Origin of the sequence: Pyrolobus fumarii 1A (assembly GCF_000223395.1) — an archaeon.
In the GTDB taxonomy this organism is placed as follows: domain Archaea; phylum Thermoproteota; class Thermoprotei_A; order Sulfolobales; family Pyrodictiaceae; genus Pyrolobus; species Pyrolobus fumarii.
The window spans coordinates 189349-212060 of the sequence record NC_015931.1; the positions used below are offsets into that span (position 1 = coordinate 189349).

The 22712-nt window shown below is 53.5% G+C and carries 19 protein-coding genes and 1 tRNA gene; 10 read left to right on the plus strand and 10 right to left on the minus strand.

The window, feature by feature from the left end; genetic code table 11:
- Window positions 1–65 precede the first annotated feature (65 nt).
- The 6 genes from PYRFU_RS01160 (at window position 66) to PYRFU_RS01185 (ending at window position 8781) form a co-directional block, all read left to right on the plus strand.
- Window positions 66–3521, plus strand: coding sequence for a DNA-directed RNA polymerase subunit B (locus PYRFU_RS01160; protein ID WP_048192172.1), 3456 nt, complete (start codon window positions 66–68; stop codon window positions 3519–3521).
- Entirely contained in the window at window positions 3521–6169 is a 2649-nt protein-coding gene (gene rpoA1, locus PYRFU_RS01165) for a DNA-directed RNA polymerase subunit A' (protein WP_014025770.1), read from the plus strand. The genes PYRFU_RS01160 and rpoA1 overlap by 1 nt, the downstream gene beginning before the upstream one ends.
- Before the next feature lies 1 nt (window position 6170).
- Window positions 6171–7445: a DNA-directed RNA polymerase subunit A'' gene (gene rpoA2, locus PYRFU_RS01170; RefSeq protein WP_014025771.1), complete on the plus strand. Its 1275-nt coding sequence runs from the start codon at window positions 6171–6173 to the stop codon at window positions 7443–7445.
- Window positions 7442–7780, plus strand: a complete 339-nt coding sequence (locus tag PYRFU_RS01175; protein WP_014025772.1) for a 50S ribosomal protein L30e — start codon at window positions 7442–7444, stop codon at window positions 7778–7780. Before rpoA2 ends, PYRFU_RS01175 begins: the two co-directional genes overlap by 4 nt.
- A gap of 69 nt (window positions 7781–7849) precedes the next feature.
- Window positions 7850–8287 (plus strand): NusA-like transcription termination signal-binding factor, encoded by a 438-nt coding sequence (locus PYRFU_RS01180; RefSeq protein ID WP_014025773.1) that lies wholly within the window; start codon window positions 7850–7852, stop codon window positions 8285–8287.
- Window positions 8288–8337: 50 nt separating this feature from the next.
- Entirely contained in the window at window positions 8338–8781 is a 444-nt protein-coding gene (locus tag PYRFU_RS01185) for a 30S ribosomal protein S12 (RefSeq protein WP_014025774.1), read from the plus strand.
- A gap of 295 nt (window positions 8782–9076) precedes the next feature.
- On the opposite strand, the gene PYRFU_RS01190 is transcribed toward PYRFU_RS01185, so the two are convergent.
- Complete coding sequence (locus PYRFU_RS01190; protein ID WP_014025776.1) at window positions 9077–9592, minus strand: bifunctional nuclease family protein; 516 nt, start codon at window positions 9590–9592, stop codon at window positions 9077–9079.
- A gap of 93 nt (window positions 9593–9685) precedes the next feature.
- Between PYRFU_RS01190 and PYRFU_RS01195 the strand changes: the two genes are divergently transcribed.
- The 4 genes from PYRFU_RS01195 (at window position 9686) to PYRFU_RS01210 (ending at window position 12225) form a co-directional block, all read left to right on the plus strand.
- Window positions 9686–10291 (plus strand): 30S ribosomal protein S7, encoded by a 606-nt coding sequence (locus PYRFU_RS01195; RefSeq protein ID WP_048191298.1) that lies wholly within the window; start codon window positions 9686–9688, stop codon window positions 10289–10291.
- Between the two features lie 51 nt (window positions 10292–10342).
- Window positions 10343–11659, plus strand: a complete 1317-nt coding sequence (tuf, locus tag PYRFU_RS01200; protein WP_014025778.1) for a translation elongation factor EF-1 subunit alpha — start codon at window positions 10343–10345, stop codon at window positions 11657–11659.
- A gap of 68 nt (window positions 11660–11727) precedes the next feature.
- Window positions 11728–12057 (plus strand): 30S ribosomal protein S10, encoded by a 330-nt coding sequence (gene rpsJ, locus PYRFU_RS01205; protein WP_014025779.1) that lies wholly within the window; start codon window positions 11728–11730, stop codon window positions 12055–12057.
- A gap of 79 nt (window positions 12058–12136) precedes the next feature.
- Window positions 12137–12225: transfer RNA gene (locus PYRFU_RS01210), tRNA-Ser, on the plus strand.
- A 498-nt stretch (window positions 12226–12723) separates the two neighbouring features.
- On the opposite strand, the gene PYRFU_RS01215 is transcribed toward PYRFU_RS01210, so the two are convergent.
- From PYRFU_RS01215 to PYRFU_RS01255, 9 genes are all read right to left on the minus strand, one after another.
- Window positions 12724–13434, minus strand: a complete 711-nt coding sequence (locus PYRFU_RS01215; protein ID WP_014025780.1) for a peroxiredoxin — start codon at window positions 13432–13434, stop codon at window positions 12724–12726.
- Between the two features lie 289 nt (window positions 13435–13723).
- On the minus strand, window positions 13724–14437 hold the full coding sequence (locus PYRFU_RS01220; protein WP_014025781.1) for a Thr/Ser protein kinase: 714 nt from the start codon (window positions 14435–14437) through the stop codon (window positions 13724–13726).
- An 8-nt stretch (window positions 14438–14445) separates the two neighbouring features.
- A complete protein-coding gene (locus PYRFU_RS01225; RefSeq protein ID WP_014025782.1) occupies window positions 14446–15600 on the minus strand; it encodes a DUF1464 family protein in 1155 nt (384 codons plus the stop codon).
- A 48-nt stretch (window positions 15601–15648) separates the two neighbouring features.
- Complete coding sequence (locus tag PYRFU_RS01230; RefSeq protein WP_167827773.1) at window positions 15649–16731, minus strand: glycosyltransferase family 4 protein; 1083 nt, start codon at window positions 16729–16731, stop codon at window positions 15649–15651.
- A 61-nt stretch (window positions 16732–16792) separates the two neighbouring features.
- Window positions 16793–17392, minus strand: coding sequence for an orotate phosphoribosyltransferase (gene pyrE, locus PYRFU_RS01235; RefSeq protein ID WP_014025784.1), 600 nt, complete (start codon window positions 17390–17392; stop codon window positions 16793–16795).
- A 53-nt stretch (window positions 17393–17445) separates the two neighbouring features.
- Window positions 17446–20406, minus strand: a complete 2961-nt coding sequence (locus PYRFU_RS01240; protein WP_014025785.1) for a hypothetical protein — start codon at window positions 20404–20406, stop codon at window positions 17446–17448.
- A gap of 32 nt (window positions 20407–20438) precedes the next feature.
- Window positions 20439–21506 (minus strand): formate--phosphoribosylaminoimidazolecarboxamide ligase, encoded by a 1068-nt coding sequence (locus PYRFU_RS01245; RefSeq protein WP_014025786.1) that lies wholly within the window; start codon window positions 21504–21506, stop codon window positions 20439–20441.
- Between the two features lie 36 nt (window positions 21507–21542).
- Window positions 21543–21995, minus strand: coding sequence for an Lrp/AsnC family transcriptional regulator (locus PYRFU_RS01250; RefSeq protein WP_014025787.1), 453 nt, complete (start codon window positions 21993–21995; stop codon window positions 21543–21545).
- A gap of 99 nt (window positions 21996–22094) precedes the next feature.
- A complete protein-coding gene (locus tag PYRFU_RS01255) occupies window positions 22095–22709 on the minus strand; it encodes a hypothetical protein (RefSeq protein WP_167827774.1) in 615 nt (204 codons plus the stop codon).
- Between the last annotated feature and the right edge of the window lie 3 nt (window positions 22710–22712).

Here is a 22712-nt window from a genome sequence, read left to right on the forward strand (position 1 = left end):
GGGGTGAGCACGTGGTGGCCCAGCAGGTCGAGTGGAGACCTTCGGCAGACGATCGCTGGGCGATAATGAGGGCGTTCTTCGACGAGTATGGTCTTACAAAACAGCATATCGACTCCTACAATAGGTTCTTGGAACGCGACCTACTGGAGATTATCAAGTCCTACTCTGTGATCGATGTAGGTGGGCAGTATAAGCTAGAGATAGTATTGGATGGTATCAAGAGTGGTTTAGAACTCCTCGGTCCGCCTATGGTGCGTGAGGGTGATGGTAGCGAGCGTACGGATGTGACTCCTCTTGAGTGCAGGATACGCGACCTTACGTATGAGGCGCCGATACGCGTCCGTGTTAGGCTTATAGAGGGAGTAGTCGTCGACGAGCAGGAAGTAGTGCTTGGCATGCTCCCAATAATGCTTAGATCTAAGGCTGACCCTCTCGCACGCTGCTTCTATGAGAGGGGTAACGTAAAGGAGTGTTATGAGCTGCTCATCCAGAAAGGTGAGGACCCGAGAGACCCAGGAGGCTACTTCATAATCAACGGCTCTGAGCGTGTAGTTGTGATACAAGAGGAGCAAGTGGTCAACCGTGTTCTCGTTGACAAGGGTAGGCAGCAGACAGGCGTCAAATTCACGGCTAAGGTTATCTCGTTCCACGCAGGCCTACGTTACCAGCTCATACTCGACATGCATAAGGACGGTACTCTGCACGTCTCTATGACCCGCGCAATAACCAAGATACCCTTCGTGATACTCCTGCGTGCACTTGGCCTAGAGCGTGACCGTGACATTGTCCTTGCGATTAGCACGGATCCCGAGATACAAAACATGTTGTATCCAAGCCTAGAGCAGGCACGTGCAATCGCAACACAGAAAGAAGCTCTGGAGTTCATAGGTGCTAGGTTCCGCGAGGGTATAGGCAAGCCTAGCGAACAGAGAATACGCGTTGCCGAGCACGCACTAGATAACTTCCTACTGCCTCATCTAGGCACGAGACCCGAAGATAGGCTACGCAAGGCGCTCTTCCTAGCAGACATGGCTAGGAAGCTGCTCGAACTTGCAGCTGGGCGCCGCCAGCCCGACGACAAAGACCACTATGCTAACAAGAGGCTCCTCCTAGCCGGCGACCTTATAGCCATAGTATTCCGTACAGCGATGCGCTCTCTCTACCAAGACATACGCTCGCAACTCGAGCGTGCAAAAGCGAGAGGAAAGAGGATATCACCGCGGACAGTCATACGCCGTGACATCATAACTAACAAGCTACACGATGCTCTTGCGACAGGTAACTGGCCGGGTCAGCGCACTGGTGTAAGCCAACTATTGGATCGCACCAACTGGCTCTCAATGTTAAGCCACCTACGTCGTGTAGTATCCCCGCTTAGCAGGAGCCAGCCACACTTCGAGGCCAGAGACCTGCATGGTACCCACTGGGGCCGTATATGCCCATTCGAGACGCCTGAAGGACCGAACTGTGGTCTAGTCAAGAACCTCGCGCTAATGGCTTACATCTCGGCTGGTGTAGACGAGAAGGAGGTAGAGAAGGTAATACGCGAAAACTTCGAGATAATTGATGCTGAGGAACTGTTACGCAAGCTTATCGAAACCGAGGATGTAAGCGAGTTCCTGCCATACTACATGGAGGTAACGTCAAAGTACACTAGGGTCTACATCAACGGACGTCTCATAGGCTACTATCCCGATGGCGAGAAGCTAGCCCAGGAGATTAGGAGGCTCAGGAGAGAGGGCAAGCTACACTACGAGGTAAACGTAGCCTACTACCGTGACGTCAACGAGCTGTACGTCAACACGGATCCGGGCAGAGTGCTAAGACCACTCTTCGTAGTAGAGAATGGCAAGCTGAAGCTGAAACCTGAGCATATAGAGAAGATCAAGAAAGGTGAGTGGAAATTCACGGATCTATTAAAGCATGGAATAGTTGAGCTTCTAGATGCAGAGGAGGAGGAGAACGCCTACGTTGCTCTAAACCCAGAGGACATAACGCCCGAACACACGCACATGGAGATATGGACGCCCGCCATATTCGGTGTAACAGCGTCAACAATACCATATGCCGAACACAACCAGTCGCCACGTAACACCTACCAGGCAGCAATGGCCAAGCAGGCACTTGGCCTCTATGCAGCCAACTTCCAGATAAGAGCCGATACTCGTGGCCACTTGCTACACTACCCAGAGAAGCCACTAGTGCAAACACGCGCTCTTGACATAATCGGGTTCAACAATAGGCCAGCAGGCCAGAACATGGTTGTAGCTGTGCTAAGCTTCACTGGCTACAACATCGAGGACGCCATCATAATGAACAAGTCCTCTATCGACAGAGGTCTGGCCAGGTCCACGTTCTTCAGGCTGTATGCTACGGAGGAGCGCAAGTACAGTGGCGGTCAGAAGGACCTCCTAGGCTGTATAGACGATCCGCAGAGGAGACCAGGGTGTATCGACATCAAGAGCATAATTGATGCGAAGCCTCCGATAGCCTACCGCAAGCTAGACATTGATGGTATTGTGAGCCCAGAGGTTGAAGTAGAGAGCGGCGAGGTATTGATAGGCAAGACGGCACCGCCAAAGTTTAGCGAGGAGTTCCGCGAGATAGCTGTCAGCACAGAGAGAAGGCGCGATGAAAGCGTATCAGTGAGGCACGGCGAGCGCGGTACCGTAGACACAGTCTTCATAACGGAGACGAACGAGGGCTTCAAGCTGGTAAAGGTGCGTGTACGCGACCTCCGTATACCAGAATTCGGTGACAAGTTCGCATCAAGGCATGGTCAGAAAGGTGTGATAGGATTCCTCGTGCCACAGTATGACATGCCGTTCACCGAGGACGGTATAACACCCGACCTCATAATCAACCCACACGCATTCCCATCCCGTATGACTCTAGGACAGCTACTTGAGACCATAGCCGGTAAGGTAGCGGCGCTATCGGCTAGGCTGATAGACGCTACGCCGTTCTTCAAGGAGCCTGTTGAGAATCTACAGCTAGAGTTGCTAAAGTATGGCTTCTCGCCCGATGGCACAGAGATAATGTACGATGGGCGCACCGGTGAGATGCTGAGACACCCAGTGTTCATAGGCATTGTATACTACCAGAAGCTGCACCACATGGTAGCGGACAAGATTCATGCACGTGCTACGGGCCAGACGCAGCTACTCACAAGGCAGCCTACGGAGGGTAGAGCTAGGGGAGGCGGTCTACGCTTCGGTGAGATGGAGAGGGACTGTCTCGTCGGTCACGGTGCTGCAATGTTGCTACGTGAGCGTATGTTAGAGAGCAGCGACAAGTATGTGATGTACGTGTGTGAACTCTGTGGCCACATAGCATGGTTCGATAGAAACCGGAGAGCATTCGTGTGCCCAATACACAAAGAGGAGGGCAAGATATCGATAGTGGTTGTGCCATACGCGTTCAAGCTACTACTGCAAGAGTTGATGAGTATGGGTATAATGCCCCGCCTCCGCCTAGCACCAAAGTACGAACTTGGGAAGAAAGGTAAGGGTGAGGAGTAATGGTTGAAGAGAAGATCATCAAAGAGATCAAGTTTGGCATTCTATCGCCAGACGAGATCAGAAAAATGTCGGTAGTTGCCATAACGACAGACCAGCTCTACGACCCCGACGGTAGGCCGATACCAGGCGGCCTAATGGATCCAAGGTTGGGCGCTGCCATACCAGGGCAAAGATGTGAAACATGTGGTAATGACTACAGGCTATGCCCTGGACACTTTGGGCGTATCGAGCTCGCGTTACCTGTGATAAACGTTGGTTTCGCTAGGCACATCTACGAGATTCTAAGGGCTACCTGCCGCAACTGTGGTAGAATCAAGCTCCCGGAGCGCGAGTTAAAGCGCTACCTCAAGCTCCTAGAGAGGTTGAAGAACAAGTGGCCGCTACTAGCGAAAGCACTGATTAACGAGGTAAAGCAGCGCGCGGCGAAAACCACAGAGTGTCCGCATTGCAAGGAGCACAACTACAAGATTGTATTTGAGAAGCCATACAAGTACTATGAGGATAGGCCTGCTGGTCGTGTACCACTAAACCCGCGTGAGGTAAGGTCAAGGCTCGAAAAGATACCAGACGACGATGTAAAGCTGCTAGGCCTGGATCCAAAGGAGGCTAGGCCAGAGTGGATGGTGCTTACAGTCCTGCCGGTGCCACCAATACACGTTAGACCATCTATAGTTCTAGAGACCGGTATCCGTGCCGAGGACGACCTGACGCACAAGTTGGCGGATATCGTGCGCACTAACGAGAAGCTACGCGAGACTCTAGAAAGCGGCATGCCACACAGCGTCATAGACGAGTGGTGGAATCTACTACAGTACCACGTTGCAACCTATATTGACAACGAGCTGCCCAAGATACCGGTTGCGAGACAGCGTGGAGGTCTAGGTAGGCCACTCAAGGGTCTCGCTCAGAGGCTCAAGGGCAAGGAGGGCAGATTCAGAGGCAACCTTAGCGGTAAGAGAGTCAACTTCTCCGCGCGTACTGTGATATCTCCAGACCCAAACATAAGCATAAACGAAGTTGGCGTGCCAATCGAGATAGCGAAGATACTAACAGTGGCCGTGAGAGTTACGCCGTGGAACATTGAGGAACTCAGAAAGTATGTGATTAACGGCCCTGACAAGTGGCCCGGTGCGAACTATGTGATAGACCCGAGAGGCCGCAAGATAGACCTGAGATTCGCTGATAGAAAGAGTATAGCCGAGGCTCTCCAGCCAGGATGGATAGTTGAGAGGCACCTAAAGGATGGTGACATAGTCCTATTCAACCGTCAGCCATCTCTACACAGAATGTCAATAATGGCTCATATAGTCCGCGTATTGCCAGGTAAGACGTTCAGGTTGAACCTGCTAGTATGCCCGCCATACAACGCCGACTTCGACGGCGACGAGATGAACCTACATGTGCCTAGGACCGAGGAGGCGCAGGCTGAGGCTCGCGAGCTGATGCTAGTCCAGTTCCACATCCTAACGCCACGCTATGGCGGTGTGATAATAGGCGGGCTGCAAGACTATATTAGTGGTGCTTACCTGCTGACGAGCAAGGCTACAATCCTAACACTTGACGACGTAGTAGATTTGCTTGCAGCGGCAAAGTACGAGGGTGAGATCCCAGAGCCAGTGATACTCTCGCCAAAGAAGCTCTGGACTGGCAAGCAGCTAGTAAGCCTCTTCCTACCGAAGGACTTCACGTTTAGGGGTAAGGCTAAGATAAGCTCTGGTGCATTCGCGTGTAGCGACGAGTTATGCTGGAACGACAGCTACATAGTAATAAAGAACGGTGAACTCCTCGAGGGAGTGTTTGACAAGAAAGCCATTGGTGCAGAGCAGACTGAGAGCGTGCTCCACCAGCTGACAAAAGAGTATGGATTCGACTACGTAAGGCGACTCATGGATACACTGTTCAAGATGTTCCTGAGATACATAGAGAAGCACGGATTCACCATGACGCTCGAAGACGTGGCGTTGCCGCCCGAGGCTAAGGAGCACATACGTGAGATACTAAAAGAGGCTGAGAAGAAGGTCCAGGAGCTAATCGAGCAATATCGTGAGGGTAGGCTCGAACCAGTACCTGGCCGCACGCTTGAAGAGACGCTGGAGCTAAAGATCATTGAGGCGTTGACAGACGCCCGTAGGAAGATAGAGCAGTACGTGGCAGACGTTCTTGACCCATTCAACAACGTATTCATTATGGCTAGGACTGGTGCCCGTGGCAACGAGCTCAACATAACACAAATGGCTGCGATACTAGGTCAGCAGACTGTGCGCGGTGAGCGAATATCCCGCGGATATAGAGGCAGGTACTTGCCACACTTCAAACCAGGAGACCTAGGTCCAGCTGCACGCGGATTCGTATATCACGGATTCTACGATGGACTAACGCCGACAGAGGTGTTCTTCCACGCAGCTGGCGGCCGCGAGGGTCTAGTAGACACTGCCGTGAGAACGAGCCAGAGCGGTTACATGCAGAGGCGTCTAATCAATGCCCTGCAGGATCTACGCGTGGAGTATGACGGTACTGTGAGGCTACCGGACGGCACTCTAGTGCAGATAAAGTATGGTGAGGATGGAGTCGATCCAATGAAGAGCGCGCACGGTAAAGCAGTAAACGTTGATAGGGTTATAGAGCGAGTAATCGGCTGGAGAACGTAGCATGCCGCAGGCCCCGCAGCAATATTTGTATGAGTGGTCGGAGCTCGAGAAGTTAATCCACGAGGATCTAGAGTGGGCGCGTGCCAAGCTGCCCAAGAAGATTTTCGATGAGCTTGTTTCTAAACTACAATCGACTACTAGCAAGTATGGGCTGAGTGTAGATGAGGCGCGTAGAATAATCCGTGAGGTTGTCAACGAATACGAGTTAAGCCTTGTAGAGCCTGGCGAGCCCGTCGGTACAGTTGCAGCGCAGTCCATAGGCGAGCCAGGTACGCAGATGACTCTACGTACTTTCCACTACGCAGGTGTTAGGGAGTTCAACGTTACTCTCGGTCTACCTAGATTCATTGAGCTAGTTGACGCGAAAAAGGAGCCATCGACACCAATGATGACCGTCTATCTTGATGAGGAGCATAAATATGACCTTGAGAAGGCAAAGGCAGTTGCTCGTGCAATCGAGTATACTCGTGTAGAGAACGTCGCAAGTGAGGTATACATTGACATGGCAACCTTGAGTATAGTCGTGAAGCTAGATAAGACGATGCTAGAGGATAAGGGCGTTACAGTAGAGCAGGTGAAGAGAGTTCTAGAGAAACTGAAGTTGGGTACAGTCCGCGAAGATCCTAACGATCCCTACACTCTCAGGATAGAACTGCCCATAGAGTCCATGGGTGCAATTAACATTATCGAATTGCAGAAGAAGAAGGATAGAGTGCTAAACGCGAAGATAAAGGGTATAAAGAAGATAAGGCGCGTTGTAGTTCAGAGTGTAGATCTGCCCGATGGTAGAAAAGAGTACTATCTGTTGACTGAAGGTAGTAGCCTAAAGGAAGTGCTTGAGGTTCCTGGTGTAGATCCTGTACACACGATAACCAATAACATCAGGGAGATAGAGCAGGTGCTTGGCATAGAGGCTGCTCGATACGCGCTCATAAAGGAGATGAAAGGCGTGCTAGATGACCAGGGTCTTGACGTTGACATTCGTCACTTGATACTAGTTGCCGATATCATGACGCAGACTGGTAGGGTTAGGCAGATAGGTAGGCATGGTGTAAGCGGTGAGAAGCCAAGTGTACTCGCGCGTGCCGCCTTCGAGATGACGGTGCAGCACCTCTTTGATGCTGCAGCTAGAGGCGAGGCTGATAGAATTCTAGGAGTGACTGAGAACGTGATAGTTGGCGGTGTTGTGCCAGTAGGCACGGGGATAACTGAGATATACATGGTGCCACGAGTTGAGCCCCTCACCGGTAGGAGTAGGGAGGGTGGCAGCGGATGAGCCTGGCTAGGGCGGTATCGGAGTTTGAGCGTGAACTCCTAAACGCCCTAAAGACTGGCAAGGTCATACTCGGCACCCGTAAGACCCTCAAACTGTTGAAACTCGGTAGGCTCAAGGCAGTTGTGGTTGCAGCAAACGCGCCACCGGAGGTAAAGCAGGAGATACTATACTACGCGTCGCTAGGCGATATACCAGTGTATGTGTATCCAGGCACTAGTGTGGAGCTGGGCGCTGCATGCGGTAAGCCGTTTACAGTGATGAGCCTAGGCATAGTTGATGAAGGGCAATCGAGAATCGTAGACCTCATCCGCCAATACGCTAGCCAAGCCAAATAACATAGGGTAGAAAACCGGATATACACTCTCACCGCCCACCGGGCTTTCGGATGGAGGTGAGCCTCGGGGGTGCCGAGTAACGAAATCAGGCTAACAGCCGAAGAGATCCGCTACATGTCGCTTCTTCAGGACTTGACGGGTGCAGTAGCCCGCGACTGTATAATAGACGCAGAGAACAATCGCATTATATTCATAGTACGTCCGGGCGACGCAGGCAAGGTAATTGGCCGTCGCGGCACAAACATTAACAGGCTACGCAAGATTTTCAACAGAGATGTTGACGTAGTAGAGTATGCCGATAACCTAGAGGACATGGTTCGCAACATATTCTCCTCGGCAAAGATACTGGGCATGAGGCTTGTCACACGTGGCGACAAGAAGATACTCTACGTTGCCGTAGACCCCAACGACAAGGGTAAGGCAATCGGCCGCGGTGGCAGGAAGATATCCCTCGCCAGGCTAGTGCTAAAGAGATACTTTGACATTGACGACGTGCGGATAAGGTAAGATTCGCCTATAAACCAGAATCCAGTCGAACCCCAGAGGGGTAGCAGAACTTGACGGGCAAGAAGTCGCCCAACGGTCTATTCGCTGCAAGAAAGCTACGTAAGAAGAGGCTCAAGTTTAGGTGGAGCCAGCGTGAGTTCAAGATACGCATGCTAGGCTTGAAGAAGAAGTATGACCCACTTGAGGGTGCACCAATGGCGCGTGGTATCGTACTAGAGAAGACCGGTGTCGAGGCGCGTCAGCCCAACTCGGCGCTGCGAAAGTGCGTGCGTGTGCAGCTAGTTAAGAACGGCCGTGTTGTAACAGCCTTCGTGCCTGGCGACGGTGGCCTCCTAGTAATTGACGAGCACGATGAGGTTCTGATAGAGGGTATTGGAGGTCCCCGTGGACGCTCTATGGGTGACATTCCAGGTGTGAGATACAAGGTGGTCACGGTTAACGGCGTCTCGCTAAAAGCTATACTAGAGGGTAAAAAGCAAAAGCCGACAAGGTAATGTATTATAAAACAAACATTGTTTACAGAGAATAATTAGCTAGGGGCACTGCAAACGCAGGAGTGGGAGTTTCCGGTTCTAACTTCTCACTTGTCTGGCTACGTTTCGCCCTCCTATCTCTCACTATAAAGCCTAGGTTCTAGATCTAAGAGTGTACAGCCACTGGTGGTTCTAGACGGTCTCGTTATCATTGTTTGGCGGATTGTAGTCTTGGCGCGCTACTAGACATGAAGGTTCCTGTGTATAACTCTCATAAGGGATTAGCGTCTTGGGCTCTTGTGAAATTGTGAAAATGTTAGAATTCTTCTTCCTCCTCCTCTTCTTCCTCAGATTCTTCAAGCTCCTCGAGCTCTTCTAGTATTGCGGCGTGTAGTCTCTCTTGTTCATCCACGAGCCTCTTTGAGACGTATATCGGCTTCTCCGCTAGTAGTGCAAGATAGATTGCATGGCTCGGTATCATCTTTTTGCGTAGTGTTATGCCGCCTAGGTCGAACTCAATTACGGCTGTGTAGAGTCCGGTGTCGTGGTTGAACTCGTTTATTACTACGCGTGTTAGTCGGTCTAGAAGATCCTTTATGAAGTCCTTTAAGTCTACAAGTGCGTCAAACACGCTCTCTCGATTCGCGTACATGGTATAACTTGTGCCCTCTTTCATTTTATGGACTGCGCTTGCTACTTCTGGCGGTATACCGTACAACCGGAATATGCGACCATCTTCTAGTCGGAACTCTAGTATCCAGCCTGCGTTTGTCACGCGTGGTTGTACATCCTCTACTAGTAGGTTGACGTCTCTGCCCGGTGGTGGCGGCAAGCTAGGTCCCGGGGTGATAACGCTAGAATGAGGCCTATTTGCAGCACGGCTTTATAAGAGGTTGATGTGGCGGCGTTTACCCCGGGTGCAGGTATGTCTAGTGCGGGTCAAGCCACGCAGCTTGAGCCCAAGCCCGAGGAGCCAAAGCTCTTTGGCAAGTGGAGCTTCGAGGGCATAGAGATTCGCGACCCAGGTTTAAAGAGGTATATCTGTCTTAAGCCTGTATGGTTGCCTCATACTGGCGGGCGTCACGAGCATAGAAGGTTTGGCAAGGCAGAGGTGCCTGTCGTAGAGAGGTTGATAAACAAGCTAATGAGGCCCGGCAGGAACATGGGTAAGAAGCACCTCGCTTATAACATAGTTAAGCATGCGTTTGAGATAATCTACCTTAAGACTGGTGAAAATCCGATACAGGTTCTGATACGTGCTATCGAGAATGCTGCTCCACGTGAGGATGTCACGCGTATCATGTACGGTGGTATAACTTACTTCGTTGCTGTCGACGTCTCGCCGCAGAGACGTGTTGATGTAGCACTTAAGCATCTGACGGAAGGTGCAAGGATGTGCGCATTCAACAACCCAAGGCCTATTGAAGAGTGTCTAGCTGACGAGATCATAGCGGCTGCTAACAACGACTCGAGGAGCTATGCTATACGCAAGAAAGAGGAGATAGAGCGTATAGCTCTAAGCTCACGCTAAAGCTTATAAACACCTTTTAGCCAAACCGTCGCACGAAGGGTGGTAGACGGCATGAGCGAGAAGAAGCCACACTTGAACTTGATAGTCATCGGTCACGTCGACCACGGTAAGAGCACGCTAGTAGGCCACCTACTATACCGTCTAGGTTACATCGACGAGAAGACCATGAAGCAGCTAGAGGAGGAGGCGAAGAAGAGGGGTAAGGAGAGCTTCAAGTTCGCCTGGATCCTTGACAAGCTCAAGGAGGAGAGAGAGCGCGGTGTCACTATCGACCTAAGCTTCATGAAGTTCGAGACCAAGAAGTACTACTTCACCATCATCGATGCTCCAGGTCACCGCGACTTCGTCAAGAACATGATTACTGGTGCCAGCCAGGCAGATGCTGCGCTCCTAGTCGTATCGGCGAGGAAGGGTGAGTTCGAGGCCGGCATGAGCCCAGAGGGCCAGACCCGTGAGCACCTAATTCTAGCCAAGACGATGGGTATCGAGCAGCTAATAGTGGCGGTTAACAAGATGGACGCCACCGAGCCCGCGTGGAGCAAGGAGAGGTATGAGCAGATAGTGAATGTCCTAAAGAAGTTCATGAAGACGCTAGGCTACAAGGTCGACCAGATACCATTCATCCCTGTATCCGCGTGGACCGGTGACAACCTAATCGAGCGCAGCCCGAACATGCCATGGTACAACGGCCCAACGCTAGTAGAGGCCCTAGACATGCTACAGCCGCCGAAGAAGCCAGTTGACAAGCCACTACGCATCCCAATCCAGAACGTCTACAGCATACCTGGCGTTGGTACTGTGCCAGTCGGCCGTGTTGAGACTGGCGTGCTAAAGGTAGGTGACAAGGTCGTCTTCATGCCACCGGGTGTCGTCGGCGAAGTCAGGAGCATTGAGATGCACCACGTGAGGCTAGACCAGGCTGAGCCCGGCGACAACATTGGTTTCAACGTAAGAGGCGTATCCAAGAAGGACGTCAAGCGTGGCGACGTAGCTGGCCATGTTGACAACCCACCCACCGTCGCAGAGGAGTTCACTGCTAAGGTGTTCGTAATCTGGCACCCAACAGCAATCGCGCCCGGCTACACGCCAGTAGTACACGCACACACCGCCAGCGTCGCCTGCAGGATAACTGAGATCGTAGCCAAGCTAGACCCAAGGACTGGTAAGGTCCTAGAGAAGAACCCAAGCTTCATCAAGCAGGGTGAGGTCGCCATCGTCAAGTTCAAGCCGATAAAGCCAATGGTAGTCGAGAAGTTCAGCGACTTCCCAGCGCTAGGCAGGTTCGCAATGAGAGACATGGGTAAGACTGTCGGTATTGGCATCGTGATTGACGTGAAGCCTGCAAAGGTCGAGATCAGGAGCAAGTAAAGCTCTTTTCACACAACCTGGTATCCTCTTTTTAAGCCGTGCTTACGCACCACTCCGGGGGTTCTGGGATGGCCGCAGTACCCATGGCTCGTATCAAGCTCTGGAGTCCCGACGTTCAGAGTCTGAACGACGTTGCCCAGAAGATAGTGAGTATAGCCAAGAGGATGGGCGTAGAGGTGCGTGGACCCATACCATTGCCGACAAAGAGGCTGGTAGTCGCTACCCTAAGGCTGCCCCACGGTGAGGGCTCGAAAGTGTGGGATAAGTGGGAGCTAAGAATACACTCCAGGCTAATCCTAGTAAGGCTAGATGAGAGGCTAATGAAGGAGCTGATGAGGATCAGGGTGCCCGAAAACGTACACATAGAGATAAAGGTGCCACGTGCACGTCCACGTTAGCATCTTTTAGCTAGAATAGGTTAGCATCCCATTAACGCTGGATTTATCCCGGGTCCCAGAGTGTAGGTCTCGAACTGGTGCCGGGGTGCCCGAGCGGCCTAAGGGGCCGGCCTGGAGAGCCGGTGGGGGGCTACCCCCGCGCGGGTTCGAATCCCGCCCCCGGCGCCACTCCTGCCTCCCGTGTATGTTCCTATTCGTATAGTAACAATGGTTCGAGGGTAGTCTGGTCCAATGTTAGTTAATGGTAGTATGGTGTTCTTTTAGACAAACTTGGAGTGGAGTGTACTCTCTAAAGTTCCTCCGATTAGAACCATCTTGGTTCTAGTCTAGTTCTCTGACTAATGTGTATCCTCGTGGGTTTACGCATTATTGACTACCTGCTGGTGTCTAGCTACTTGTATAGGCAGTTCTTGGCTGAAACTGCAATGTGGTATCGTCTAAAGCGTCTACGTGTGGTGTGGTTAGGTTAGGTATGGCATGTTGCTGTATATTGGAGTATTTGTTCTTAGGCTAGCTTAGGCTAGAATAGAGGTGTAATGTAAGGTAAGTTGTAGTTGGTGAAGGGATGCCAGGGGAAGTGGTAAACTAAACATGATGTAGGAGAGGAGAGAGCAAGAAAACGAAAAAGGTATGGTGGTTGGTAAGGTGTCTGAGTGTTCACCCGCTTTACTCGCACTTGGCGACGCGGCGTAGAGCCTTTCTAGCGAATTCCTTCTCTTCGGGTGTTGCTCTATCCTCGTAGCAGAACCACCAGTCGTAGCATTTGAACTGTTTGAGGCGCTCCTGTGCTTCTTGCTCGGTGGCTGCTGGGGGTACGATGAGGTTATCTCCTATTAGCTCGTTGTTTGGCCAGTTTGCTGGTATTGCACGGCCATACTTGTCGCTAATCTGTAGTATGTGGACGAGCCTCAGTATCTCGTCTACGTTGCGGCCAGCCTCGGTCGGGTAGTATAGTATTGCGCGGATTACGCCTTTGTTGTCGACTATGAAGACTGCGCGTACTGTGACGGTTGGAGCGTGGCTTGGGTGAATTAGGCCGAGTTTCTTCGCTACCTCGCCAGTAGCGTCGGCGATTACTGGGAATGGTATCTCTACGCCTAGTTTCTCGCGTATCCACTCGACCCATTTGATGTGGCTGAATGTGCTGTCGATGCTTAGGCCGATGAGCTCCGTGTTTATCTTCTTGAAGTCCTCATACCTCTTTGCGAAGGCGACAAACTCGGTGGTGCATACCGGTGTGAAGTCGGCGGGGTGGCTGAAGAGTACAAACCACTTGCCCTGCTGGACGAAGTAGTCTGGTAGTTTGATCTTACCCTTGTGTGTCATTACCTCCATCTCTGGGAATCTCTCGCCGATCGAGGGTATCTGGAGGGGCATCTCTGTACACACCCTCCAGAGATAGGCTAGCCTAATCTCATACTAAAAGCATACCTGGGACGTATAACTGCGGAACGCATATTAATTAGACTCTAACCGGCTAGGTTAGACAAGCTAACATGCATGTTAGAATATCCAATTCCGCTTGTTGGAGTATTGCATGGCGAATATTGCAGGAATCGTGCAACGCGCGGCAATTCACGCAGTGATGCACGTAGGCATGGTTGTGACGGTACTTCTTGATGATCAAAAGTAGAGTGGGACAGCACCTCTCAACTTGCTATACTATTCATAACCCGAGGGCGTCCAGCACAGCCTCGAAATTATTGAGTGTAGGGTTCCTGCGATACTCTCGTAGCACAGTTCTAACGCTGGGGTCGCTGCTTGGTTTCACGAGCCTAGAGGCCCATGGTATCCTGGCTAAACCTGCTGCTAGCGATGTCACGTTGCGGGGTTTTCGCAGTGCCGAGGCTGAGTCAAAGTCTATGATATACGGCTCGTCATCTTCAACCATAACTTGGCCGCCCGGCCTAACAAGTTCGCCATGATCTATGCCGAGACGATCAAGGATGTATGCTTTGTATAGCAGTCGGCGGAGTACAAGCAAAGCTCTAGCTGTGTCGCTTGGTTTGTAACTAGCTAATACGCTTCCGTTGACGAGCTTCATAACTATCAATCTTCTAGTGAACGTGTATACCCGTGGCGCCACGCCATACATGGAGGCTATTTTGGCTAGTAGCGCCTCGCGGAGCATACTCTTTCTCCTAGAGTTGGGCTTAAGCGCTTTAATCGCCACAAGGTGAGCATTCCATAATGCTGCGAATACGTTGCCCGCCCAACCGCTACCAAGTATGGGTATCCCTGCTTTCCTAAACCTCCCCATCGGCACGATGCACTCTACACCGATGCTTCTCAGCTCGTCGATCAGAGCATCGCACAATGGTGCCTCTGGTCTAGGGTAGCAGATAGCCCTCCTAGCCTCCTCTATCCTCAGACACTCCATAACCTGCCTCACTCGTTCCGAAACTCTTTACGCAACTTATCCCTAATGTCGCCTGGTAGCATAACGTTATCGAATATGGAGCCTCTGGACTCCTTCAGGCGCAGTGCTTCGACAACGGGTTTGTAGATACCCCCCGCAAGGCCGTTGGCTATGACTGCGGCGCCAAACGCGGCTGTCTTTGCAATCCTGCCCGGGCTTCTAACCAGCCTGACCTCAGCTTTAACGCCGTGCTCGCGTAGCCACTCGCCTAGTCTAGAGACGAGATGCTCACGGAAGGCGGGTATCCTTGTCCATCTGCCGCTGAGAAAGACCCAGCGAGGCTTCGGCACAGAGACTAGCAGCACGGCAACATCCTTCAGGATGCCCTCGACTAGAGCCTCTAGCCCGTCAGCATAGCCTGGTTCGCCCTTCAACCCTCTCTCGACAAACTCTTCGAGGTTCTGTGGGTCGTGTACACCTGCTATATCGGCGGCACCCCCGCGGAATAGGAGAGTCTTTGAAAACCTAGGTTCAACAGCTGCGAGCGCATACGCCAACTCAGCATCCATGGCGCCCATGCCAAGGTAGCCTGTAAAGCCGCTGGTACCGCCAACCCCGTCGACTATAGAGCCCTTTGAGACTCCCATAGCGGCTGTGTACGCGTAGCCAATCTCGACTACAATCGCGTCAACACTCCTTGGCTCAACACCCTCGTCCAGCAGGTTTGCGAGTGCAGCAGCAACGGTGAACACTTTGTCCGCGGTCCCCATGTCTATGCGGTTAGCTTTCCTCCAACGCGGCACTGTTGGTAGATGCACAACACCGGGTGTAAACCAGGCTGGCAGACTAGAGGATCGGAAGAGCTTCATAAGTTCTCTCAACCCTATAATCCTCAACCTCCTCTTGACATCCTCCATAGTAACAAAGGTGGCCTCGAGTATATCGCCGTCACTAGCATCTTGTACTCTCTTGAGTGGCATGCCATACCCGCTAGGCGCCACTATAGCGTCAACGTCACCAACCTCCCTGACTATCTCCTCGACTCTACGAATCACTATGCCAGGATCCTTGGTAACAAGGTCCCGGGGTATACTATCATCAAGGAAGACTCTCATCCCATTGTCATCAAACCCAAATAAGTCCATGCTCATGGTGCCAGGATCGATACCAATCGCCTTTACCATGCCACACGCCCGATATAATAGAGGTGGTAGGGGGTAACGTGTTGACCTCTAGATGCTTGAGAGGAGCTTCTCGGCTACAACCTCTGCTCTGCGCTCCCACGCGTACCTCTTCGCACGCCTCCCTAGCTCGCGTCTAAGCCCCTCATCCTTGATCAGCAACTCTAGCCTAGACACCAGGTCAGTAACGTCGCCCAACCGGTACTTGATGACGGGCCCACTCTCCTCTAGACCGTCAGGTATAGTCTCGAAGTACCTTGTATCCGGGACTATTGTTGCAACGCCCGCGTACAGCACTTGCGCAAGTGTAGACGATACGACTATACCCGGATGATCCCACTTGGGTATGAGGTGTATATCGGCGCCCTTAAGCGCCGAGTACAGCTCTTTGACGCTAAGTTTTCTATGCTCGACGACGAGCCAGTCAGCCTGGTACCCTATGGTGCCCAGGCTGCGTACCACGCGATAGACTAGAGGATACTTGCGTTTCACGAGCCTAGCAATGCCCCTTAGATAGTCAACGTACTCGTGAGGTGGTTGACGGCCAAAGCTGAATAATAGCACCTTGCCCTCCGCATAGGAAGGCCTATCAGCATAGTCAACCTCCAGAACCATGTAAGGATATGGTACTATCTCTACCCTCGCGCGTTTACCTGCAACCCTTTCTACCATCCCAACAAACCTCTCGTCAAACACCGCGACAACGTCCCACAGGCTCGGATCTTCCAATACAGGTTCAAGATCGCGGGGAAACGCATAGTGAACTACAAGTATAGTGGCTGTTCCCCTTCTCTTCACCTCCCTAACATGAGGCTCTAACGCGCGCCAAGGCAAGCGATGGTAGCCTTCCACGATAATCACGTCGTTCTCATCCCAGTCGCTCGGGCGGCGGAAATAACCACCCTCCGGATACTCCACTTCATCGACCTCGCCGTACACGCGTTGTACCCAGGGCGGGTCACCCTCTATGAGAACATGGTGCCAGTCACGCCCGGCAGTCTCCAGCGTAGGTGCGTAGACACGCACTTCGTGCCCCATAGACAGTAGTGCTCTAGCGATAAGCTCGCCGTGTAGGCTTATACCGCATGCCGCACCCCAGCGCGTCACTATGCCAATTCTATATCCTCGCTTCACACTAACTAGCACCAATAGTAACGAGGCAAAAGTGGCCATACATACTCAACGGTATTTCCCTTCAACAGCGTAAGTTCGCTACCTCATCCTCAGCGGCGCTCGTGTCAACACCCATATCACGCGCAAACGAGAGAAGCTCGCGTATAGTCATTACACGCTTGTACGGGATCCCAGCTTCATCCATCCTCTCTGCAGCCCCCATACAACGATCGAAAATCACAACCGCCCCAACTACCCTGTACCCGCTAGCCTCAGCGGCACGCACAGCATCTAGAAGCGCACCACCAGTAGTGGCGACGTCATCCACTATGACTATACGGCTACCCTCCTCAACACCCTCCACGAGCCTACGAAGCCCGTGATCCTTCGGCTCGGGCCTCACATAGCCACTAGCAACGCCAAGCACCTCGGCCACAAGCACGCCCCAACCTATACCTCCAGTCGCAACGCCAACAACAGCATCGTACGTCGCACCAAGCTCCTCAACGCTCCGAGCTAGTAGAAAGGCGGCAACCCTACGCCCCAAAGGCCTGGAGTACAACCTCCTCGCGTCAATGTATATCCTTGACACCGTGCCACTACGTAGCCTATACTCGCCGCCTATCCTCAAGCCCCCAGCCTCTAGAAGCTCGCGCACAAGAGTCAACTTGGCGTTCGTCAAGGCAGCACGCCACCAAGGCGAAAAAGCCACGCTAGGAGTTATACCATGAGCGCTCACTCTCTCCTAGCCAGTCTCGATGCTAGCCTCGGCGCCAGGTAGCCGATGGCAGCGCCGCCGGCGAGACCAGCACCTAGAGCGGCAAGCGGGTTGATAGTCTCAGCTCTAACAGTCACTGTGGACGTTCTAACCCTCTCCTTGACGACCGTAACTACGCTGGTGTTCAGCAGCGTAACCGTAGTCACGCTGCCCGGGAGAGTGACAGTCCGGAATACACTAGTAGTTGCAGTCAGCGTCACGGTGCTCGTGGTTGTCAGGGTTACCGTTAGGTTCCTCTCAAGAGTGTATGTGACGACGCGCTCGCTGGTCACAGTCCTGGTTGTCGTGAGGAGGCGGGTCACCGTCCTATTGACATAGACGGTCTTTGTAACCGTACCCGCAGGTATAGTGACGTTACGCATAACCGTGACAGTCTCAGTGGTAGTAACCGTTGTCGACTTAGTCACGGTAACCGTTAGCGGCTCGCCAACAACCATCACCAGCACGCGTACCGGCTGTACTAGCGCTGCGGACAAGGACTCCAGCGTTACAATACTGCACCCATTCTCAAAGCCGTATACGCGTATCGCGTCGTTCGACTCCAGCGGCTCGACAATAGACCCGTTTACGCGCACAACAAGGTTAATGTCGCCGTCCAACACGGCTATCACGAGACGCGGCTCTACGAGACCCCTGTTGCACACTCTCAGCTCAGCCGAGCCCCTAGAGGCCAGCAGCACAACCTCCTCAAAACCAACGACACGATCTCCAATAACATTGTCAACCTCTCTAGCCACTTTAGGACCAACAGCTATACCATTGATGGTGCTGCAGTGTGGCTTGCTCGCAGCCAGTGTTACAATCGAAGCGAGTAGCTCGGAGCCGCTAGTAGCCCACTCGAGGGGCACACTAGAGTAGATAACGTGCACACCTAGCCTGCAGAGAGCATAGTCCAGTATAGCTGCTGTCCCGTCACCAGACTCGAAGAGTATCCGAGGAGATGGATTCTCAAGGCTTAATCGTCGCTCCCAGGGTGGGAGCAAGCCACCGATGCTAACCGTAGAGTTTTGGACGCGGATGCTTGGCATGCTGAGGGTCTGCCAGAGGTACTCGGCTTGGGACATGGCCAGCAGGGTGTATGGGAGCCCAGCTAGCATAGCACGGTATGCCTCGGCGACGAGACTAGCGTTGATCGAGAGTGGTAGGCTGGTGTAGAGTCCCTTCACAAACCTATAGACAGTGTCGATGTACTCGGGGCTTGTGGCAGCGGCTAGCAGCTCCTGCACCTCGTCTATAGGCTTGAGGGTCACCCAGGATAGGCTCGTGAGAGCGCGGTAGCCTCTGCTCAGGGCGATACGCGGCACCGGTGTCTTGACGGTAAGGCTCGTGCCGGGCGTGTATCCAAGGATATCGGCGTATTGTGTCGCGATTAGGGTACCAGTGGTGAAGCCCATGGGCGGTAGGAGACCAGAGCCGGCAACGATGGCCTCCAAGCTGTAACCGGTGCTGCACAGCTCCTCGATGAGCGATGGTGACGCCCTTGCAAGTATGTTTGTCAGGTGTAGCCCGGCCAGACCGGGGAGGATGCCACCGTCCCAAGGCCCTAGCCTACGGTACTCGATTATAGAGCCGCACTCCACATACACTAGAGGGTTGAACGACAGCCCCGATAGAATAACCGAGGTTTTGCCCTCCAGCACTAGCTCTGCTAGTCGCGAGGCCAGCGTCGCCCAGCCGTCGACCGGCCCAAGCCACCCGCCGAGTATAACGACACGGGGTGTGCCCGAGTCGAGAGCATGGAGTGCTTCCTCCACAGACGTGGCTATCTCTAGACGTGCTACGCGGCCAACAGCCCCCCAGTGGCTTAGTGGCACACTAGTCCAGTTGTCAAGGAGGTAGTGGTATAGCCTGGCGTACTCCGCGTAGAGCCTCGCCAGGCTATAGACAGTGGCGTTGAAACCGAGCCTCCACATGGTAGTGTTGAACGCGGCTAGACTCGGGTTAAGCGCGTGGAGCACCAGGGAGACTCCAGGGTCGACTATGAGAGCGTCTATGTCGGCGTTAGGGTTGTACACATAGGCAATGCTGGGCGGCGAGTAGAGCCCGTCGACACTAACCGCGTATACGAGCTCATCTCCAGCATCAAGGCCCAACGCGGATGGTGTAATATCGGCGCAGACGGCCGCAGCTCCAGGCCCAGTCGCGTTAATCTCCTCGAAGGACGAAGCCTGCAACTGGTTGATCAACACGTGCTCCACGATGTACGATATAGTGTCGTTCAAGAGCTTCGCGGCCTCCTCCTGAGACGCGAATAGTGCAATGCGATGTGCGGTCGCAACATGCCAGCTAGAGCCACCATCACTCGACACTACTATCTCGGGGCGAGGATCTACACCACCTAAAGCAATGCCACACACGTGTATGGTCTCGGTCGGTGTTGTGGCTAGTGCGACGCGAGTAACGTTGAGCAAGGGTATTGGTCTGCCCGGAGAGGGCTCCGGTAGATAGGCAACCCTGAAGCTAGCAACCTGCTCGCCGTCGATGGAGACGTTCACCTCTAGCACGGCGGTTATGTTGAGAATGGCGTTCACCACGTTATAGAAGCTAGAGTTGAACTCCACGAGGGTGGCGGGCACCGGCGGCACAACGACTATGCTGGTGTCGGGCTGGTAGGGCAGGCTGACAGCGCGTAACGCGAACACGCTCGTCTCGACTCTAGTCGTGTAGAGCGGCAGGTACCAGGGCCAAACGTCTAGCTCAAACACGACTCTAGCATGGGCCTCAACGCGCCAAGGCTCGACGCCCTTGACTACTATGAACAGGTTCTGGTAGCCGTGGAGCCTAGACCCCGGGACCAGAAACACGTCAATGTTGTCGACGATATCGCTAGTGCTTGGGCTGCTCGTGTTTAAGAGCATATGGGCGAAGGTTATGATAACCAGTGCTGTGAGCGCTAGGGTGGCGAGGTGCCTCCGCACCTCTAGGGCCACCGAGAAGGGCTGGACGCTTGCTAGGTTACAACCTCTTCCAGACGCCCCTGTAGAGCCGCCTCCCTGACCTCCCGTGCTATCCTCCTCCCCGGCCACATGGGCTCATCCCAGTATAGCCATGTGTAGGGGCTCCCCATGCCCGTGTACAGGTTGGTCCCGGCTACAATCCTCCCCGAGAACTCGAAGACGCGTATCTCGAGGCTAGGCGTGACTATAGACTCGAGGCTATACGGGCCCATCATCGGTAGCCCGGTAGCCTGCTCGACGGTCCTTGCGAATGCCTCTCCGTACTCGAGCACCTTCAGCAGGAGCCTCTCGCGGAGAACCATGGGGATATTGCCAACCACCACGAAGCTTGGTTCGAGCGACTCGGCGAACCTAGGCGGCAGCCTCCTAAGACCATCCACGTTACTCTCATAGCGTATATCCATGCCCGTGAGCTCCACGCGACGATAGAGCCTGGAGGCGTAGTAGTGGTAGTAGGCGGGCACGCCCACCACATACTCCTGGATGATAGCCTCCCTCGGGTCCCGAATGAGGCCCTCCCTAACCGCCCTCTCCAGTCCCCGCCTAACCTCCTCCGGGCTAGACGCCAGGAAGTAGCCACGACCACCCTTAGCGCCAGGCATCTTCACGATAACCAGCCCGTCAACCTCCTCCGGCGAGCCATACACCCGGGGCGTCGGTATACCAGCGTCGACCAACAAGCGCATCTTCGAGTGCTGGTCAGCCTCTATCCTAAAGAGGCCACGGTTACCATGAATAGGCACCTCCAGCTTCTCAGCCCTCTCCACGCCAACGTACTCCACGAGACCAGCATGCGGCACAAGGATAGCGTTAAGCGACCTAAGCTTCTCGACGATAGTCCCAGAGGCTATCTCGGACCAACTACGGAGCTTTAGCATATAGTCGTAGAGCCACGGGAACCTCTCGTAGAGCGGCGCGAGATCCTCCCTAACAAGCAGTACGGTGCACAAACCCTCCCTCTTGGCGCCCGCTAGTATCTGTAGAGCAGAATGGCTACCAATAACAGCTATACAGATGCGTTCGGGGTCGTAACCGGATACTATCCTAGAGCCTATCGACACTCGCGCCCCTCGCGTGGCCCGGCCCAGGCCCGCGCCTTAAACCCAGTCACCATCCTTGAGCGTCTCGAGGACGATGGCCGGGCATATCCTCTTGACGCCTGGCATGCGGCTAATCTCCTCGTGTATACGTCGAAGCTCCTCGCTGTCCCTAGCCCAGATCAGGGCCATGATGTCATGGTCGCCGCTGGTTATCGCGAGCATCTTCACATACTCCTTCTTACGCAGCTCGTTAGCCACGGTGAGCAGATGCTCAGGCTCGACATCAATGCCAGTGTAGGAGACCACGTTGTAGCCGAGCGCCTTGGGGTCGACCACGATAGTGTACCTCTTGATGACGCCCAGCTGCTCCAGCCTACGTATCCTCTTGATGACAGCCACGTCGCTGATACCCAGCTGTTTCGCCAGCTCCGTGTAAGACACCCTAGCGTTCCTAGACAGCGCAGCGAGTATGACCATGTCCTTCTCGTCAAGCTCCCCCTTGCCTACCACTCCTACCACTCCTCGTCTAAACGGCTAAACAACAAGGATAGTATATTAATCTCGCCGGTCAGCAAACCGAACCACACAACAAGTTATCAGCGAAGCACGTCAACCGCCAATCACGGTGCTCAACGCCTCCCCCAGAGGCCTCAACGAGAAAAGCGTGTAGCCAACCCTAACCTCCAAAGGCCACACCGAGGCAAGACTCCTCGCCTCCTCCCAGATACGCAAATGCCTCCTCGGAAGGAACAACACCACACGCTCCAACCCCCGCCCAACAAGCACCTCGACAACCGCCGCCAGCAGCCCTACAACCCTCTCAAACGCCCTCCTATCGCCAAGAACCTCCTCCGGGTGAAGCTCGTAACAACAAGCAGGATAATCCCAAGCACGCCAATAAGGCACAAAGACAAGAAGATCACTCAAATAGAGCCACTCTACACCCTGAGGTGCAAAACCATTCCACAAGCCAAGCCTCCGCAACAAACCAGCAACCTTCCTCGAGGTAGGCGACAACGGATACGGCTTCACATTACTACACGGCGTGACAAGCGCCACCCGAAACCTCGGCTCATAAACCTCGAGAAGCCAACGATGCCAAGCACGAACCGAAGGATGATCCAACGCCCGGACACCAACAAGACCAGGATCAACACCAGACACGTGCCGAGCCGGAAACCTCCCCCGCTCATCCTTAGGAATGGCCAGCCTCCCCCTCCCCAAAAC

Excerpts from the sequence above, each read along its gene's own strand:
- tuf (WP_014025778.1), top strand. The coding sequence starts at position 10,343 with ATGAGCGAGAAGAAGCCACACTTGAACTTGATAGTCATCGGTCACGTC.
- PYRFU_RS01215 (WP_014025780.1), bottom strand. The coding sequence starts at position 13,434 with ATGCCCCTCCAGATACCCTCGATCGGCGAGAGATTCCCAGAGATGGAG.
- PYRFU_RS01220 (WP_014025781.1), bottom strand. The coding sequence starts at position 14,437 with ATGGAGTGTCTGAGGATAGAGGAGGCTAGGAGGGCTATCTGCTACCCT.
- PYRFU_RS01175 (WP_014025772.1), top strand. The coding sequence starts at position 7,442 with ATGAGCCTGGCTAGGGCGGTATCGGAGTTTGAGCGTGAACTCCTAAAC.
- rpsJ (WP_014025779.1), top strand. The coding sequence starts at position 11,728 with ATGGCCGCAGTACCCATGGCTCGTATCAAGCTCTGGAGTCCCGACGTT.
- PYRFU_RS01195 (WP_048191298.1), top strand. The coding sequence starts at position 9,686 with ATGTCTAGTGCGGGTCAAGCCACGCAGCTTGAGCCCAAGCCCGAGGAG.
- PYRFU_RS01225 (WP_014025782.1), bottom strand. The coding sequence starts at position 15,600 with ATGGTAAAGGCGATTGGTATCGATCCTGGCACCATGAGCATGGACTTA.
- rpoA2 (WP_014025771.1), top strand. The coding sequence starts at position 6,171 with ATGCCGCAGGCCCCGCAGCAATATTTGTATGAGTGGTCGGAGCTCGAG.
- PYRFU_RS01160 (WP_048192172.1), top strand. The coding sequence starts at position 66 with ATGAGGGCGTTCTTCGACGAGTATGGTCTTACAAAACAGCATATCGAC.
- rpoA1 (WP_014025770.1), top strand. The coding sequence starts at position 3,521 with ATGGTTGAAGAGAAGATCATCAAAGAGATCAAGTTTGGCATTCTATCG.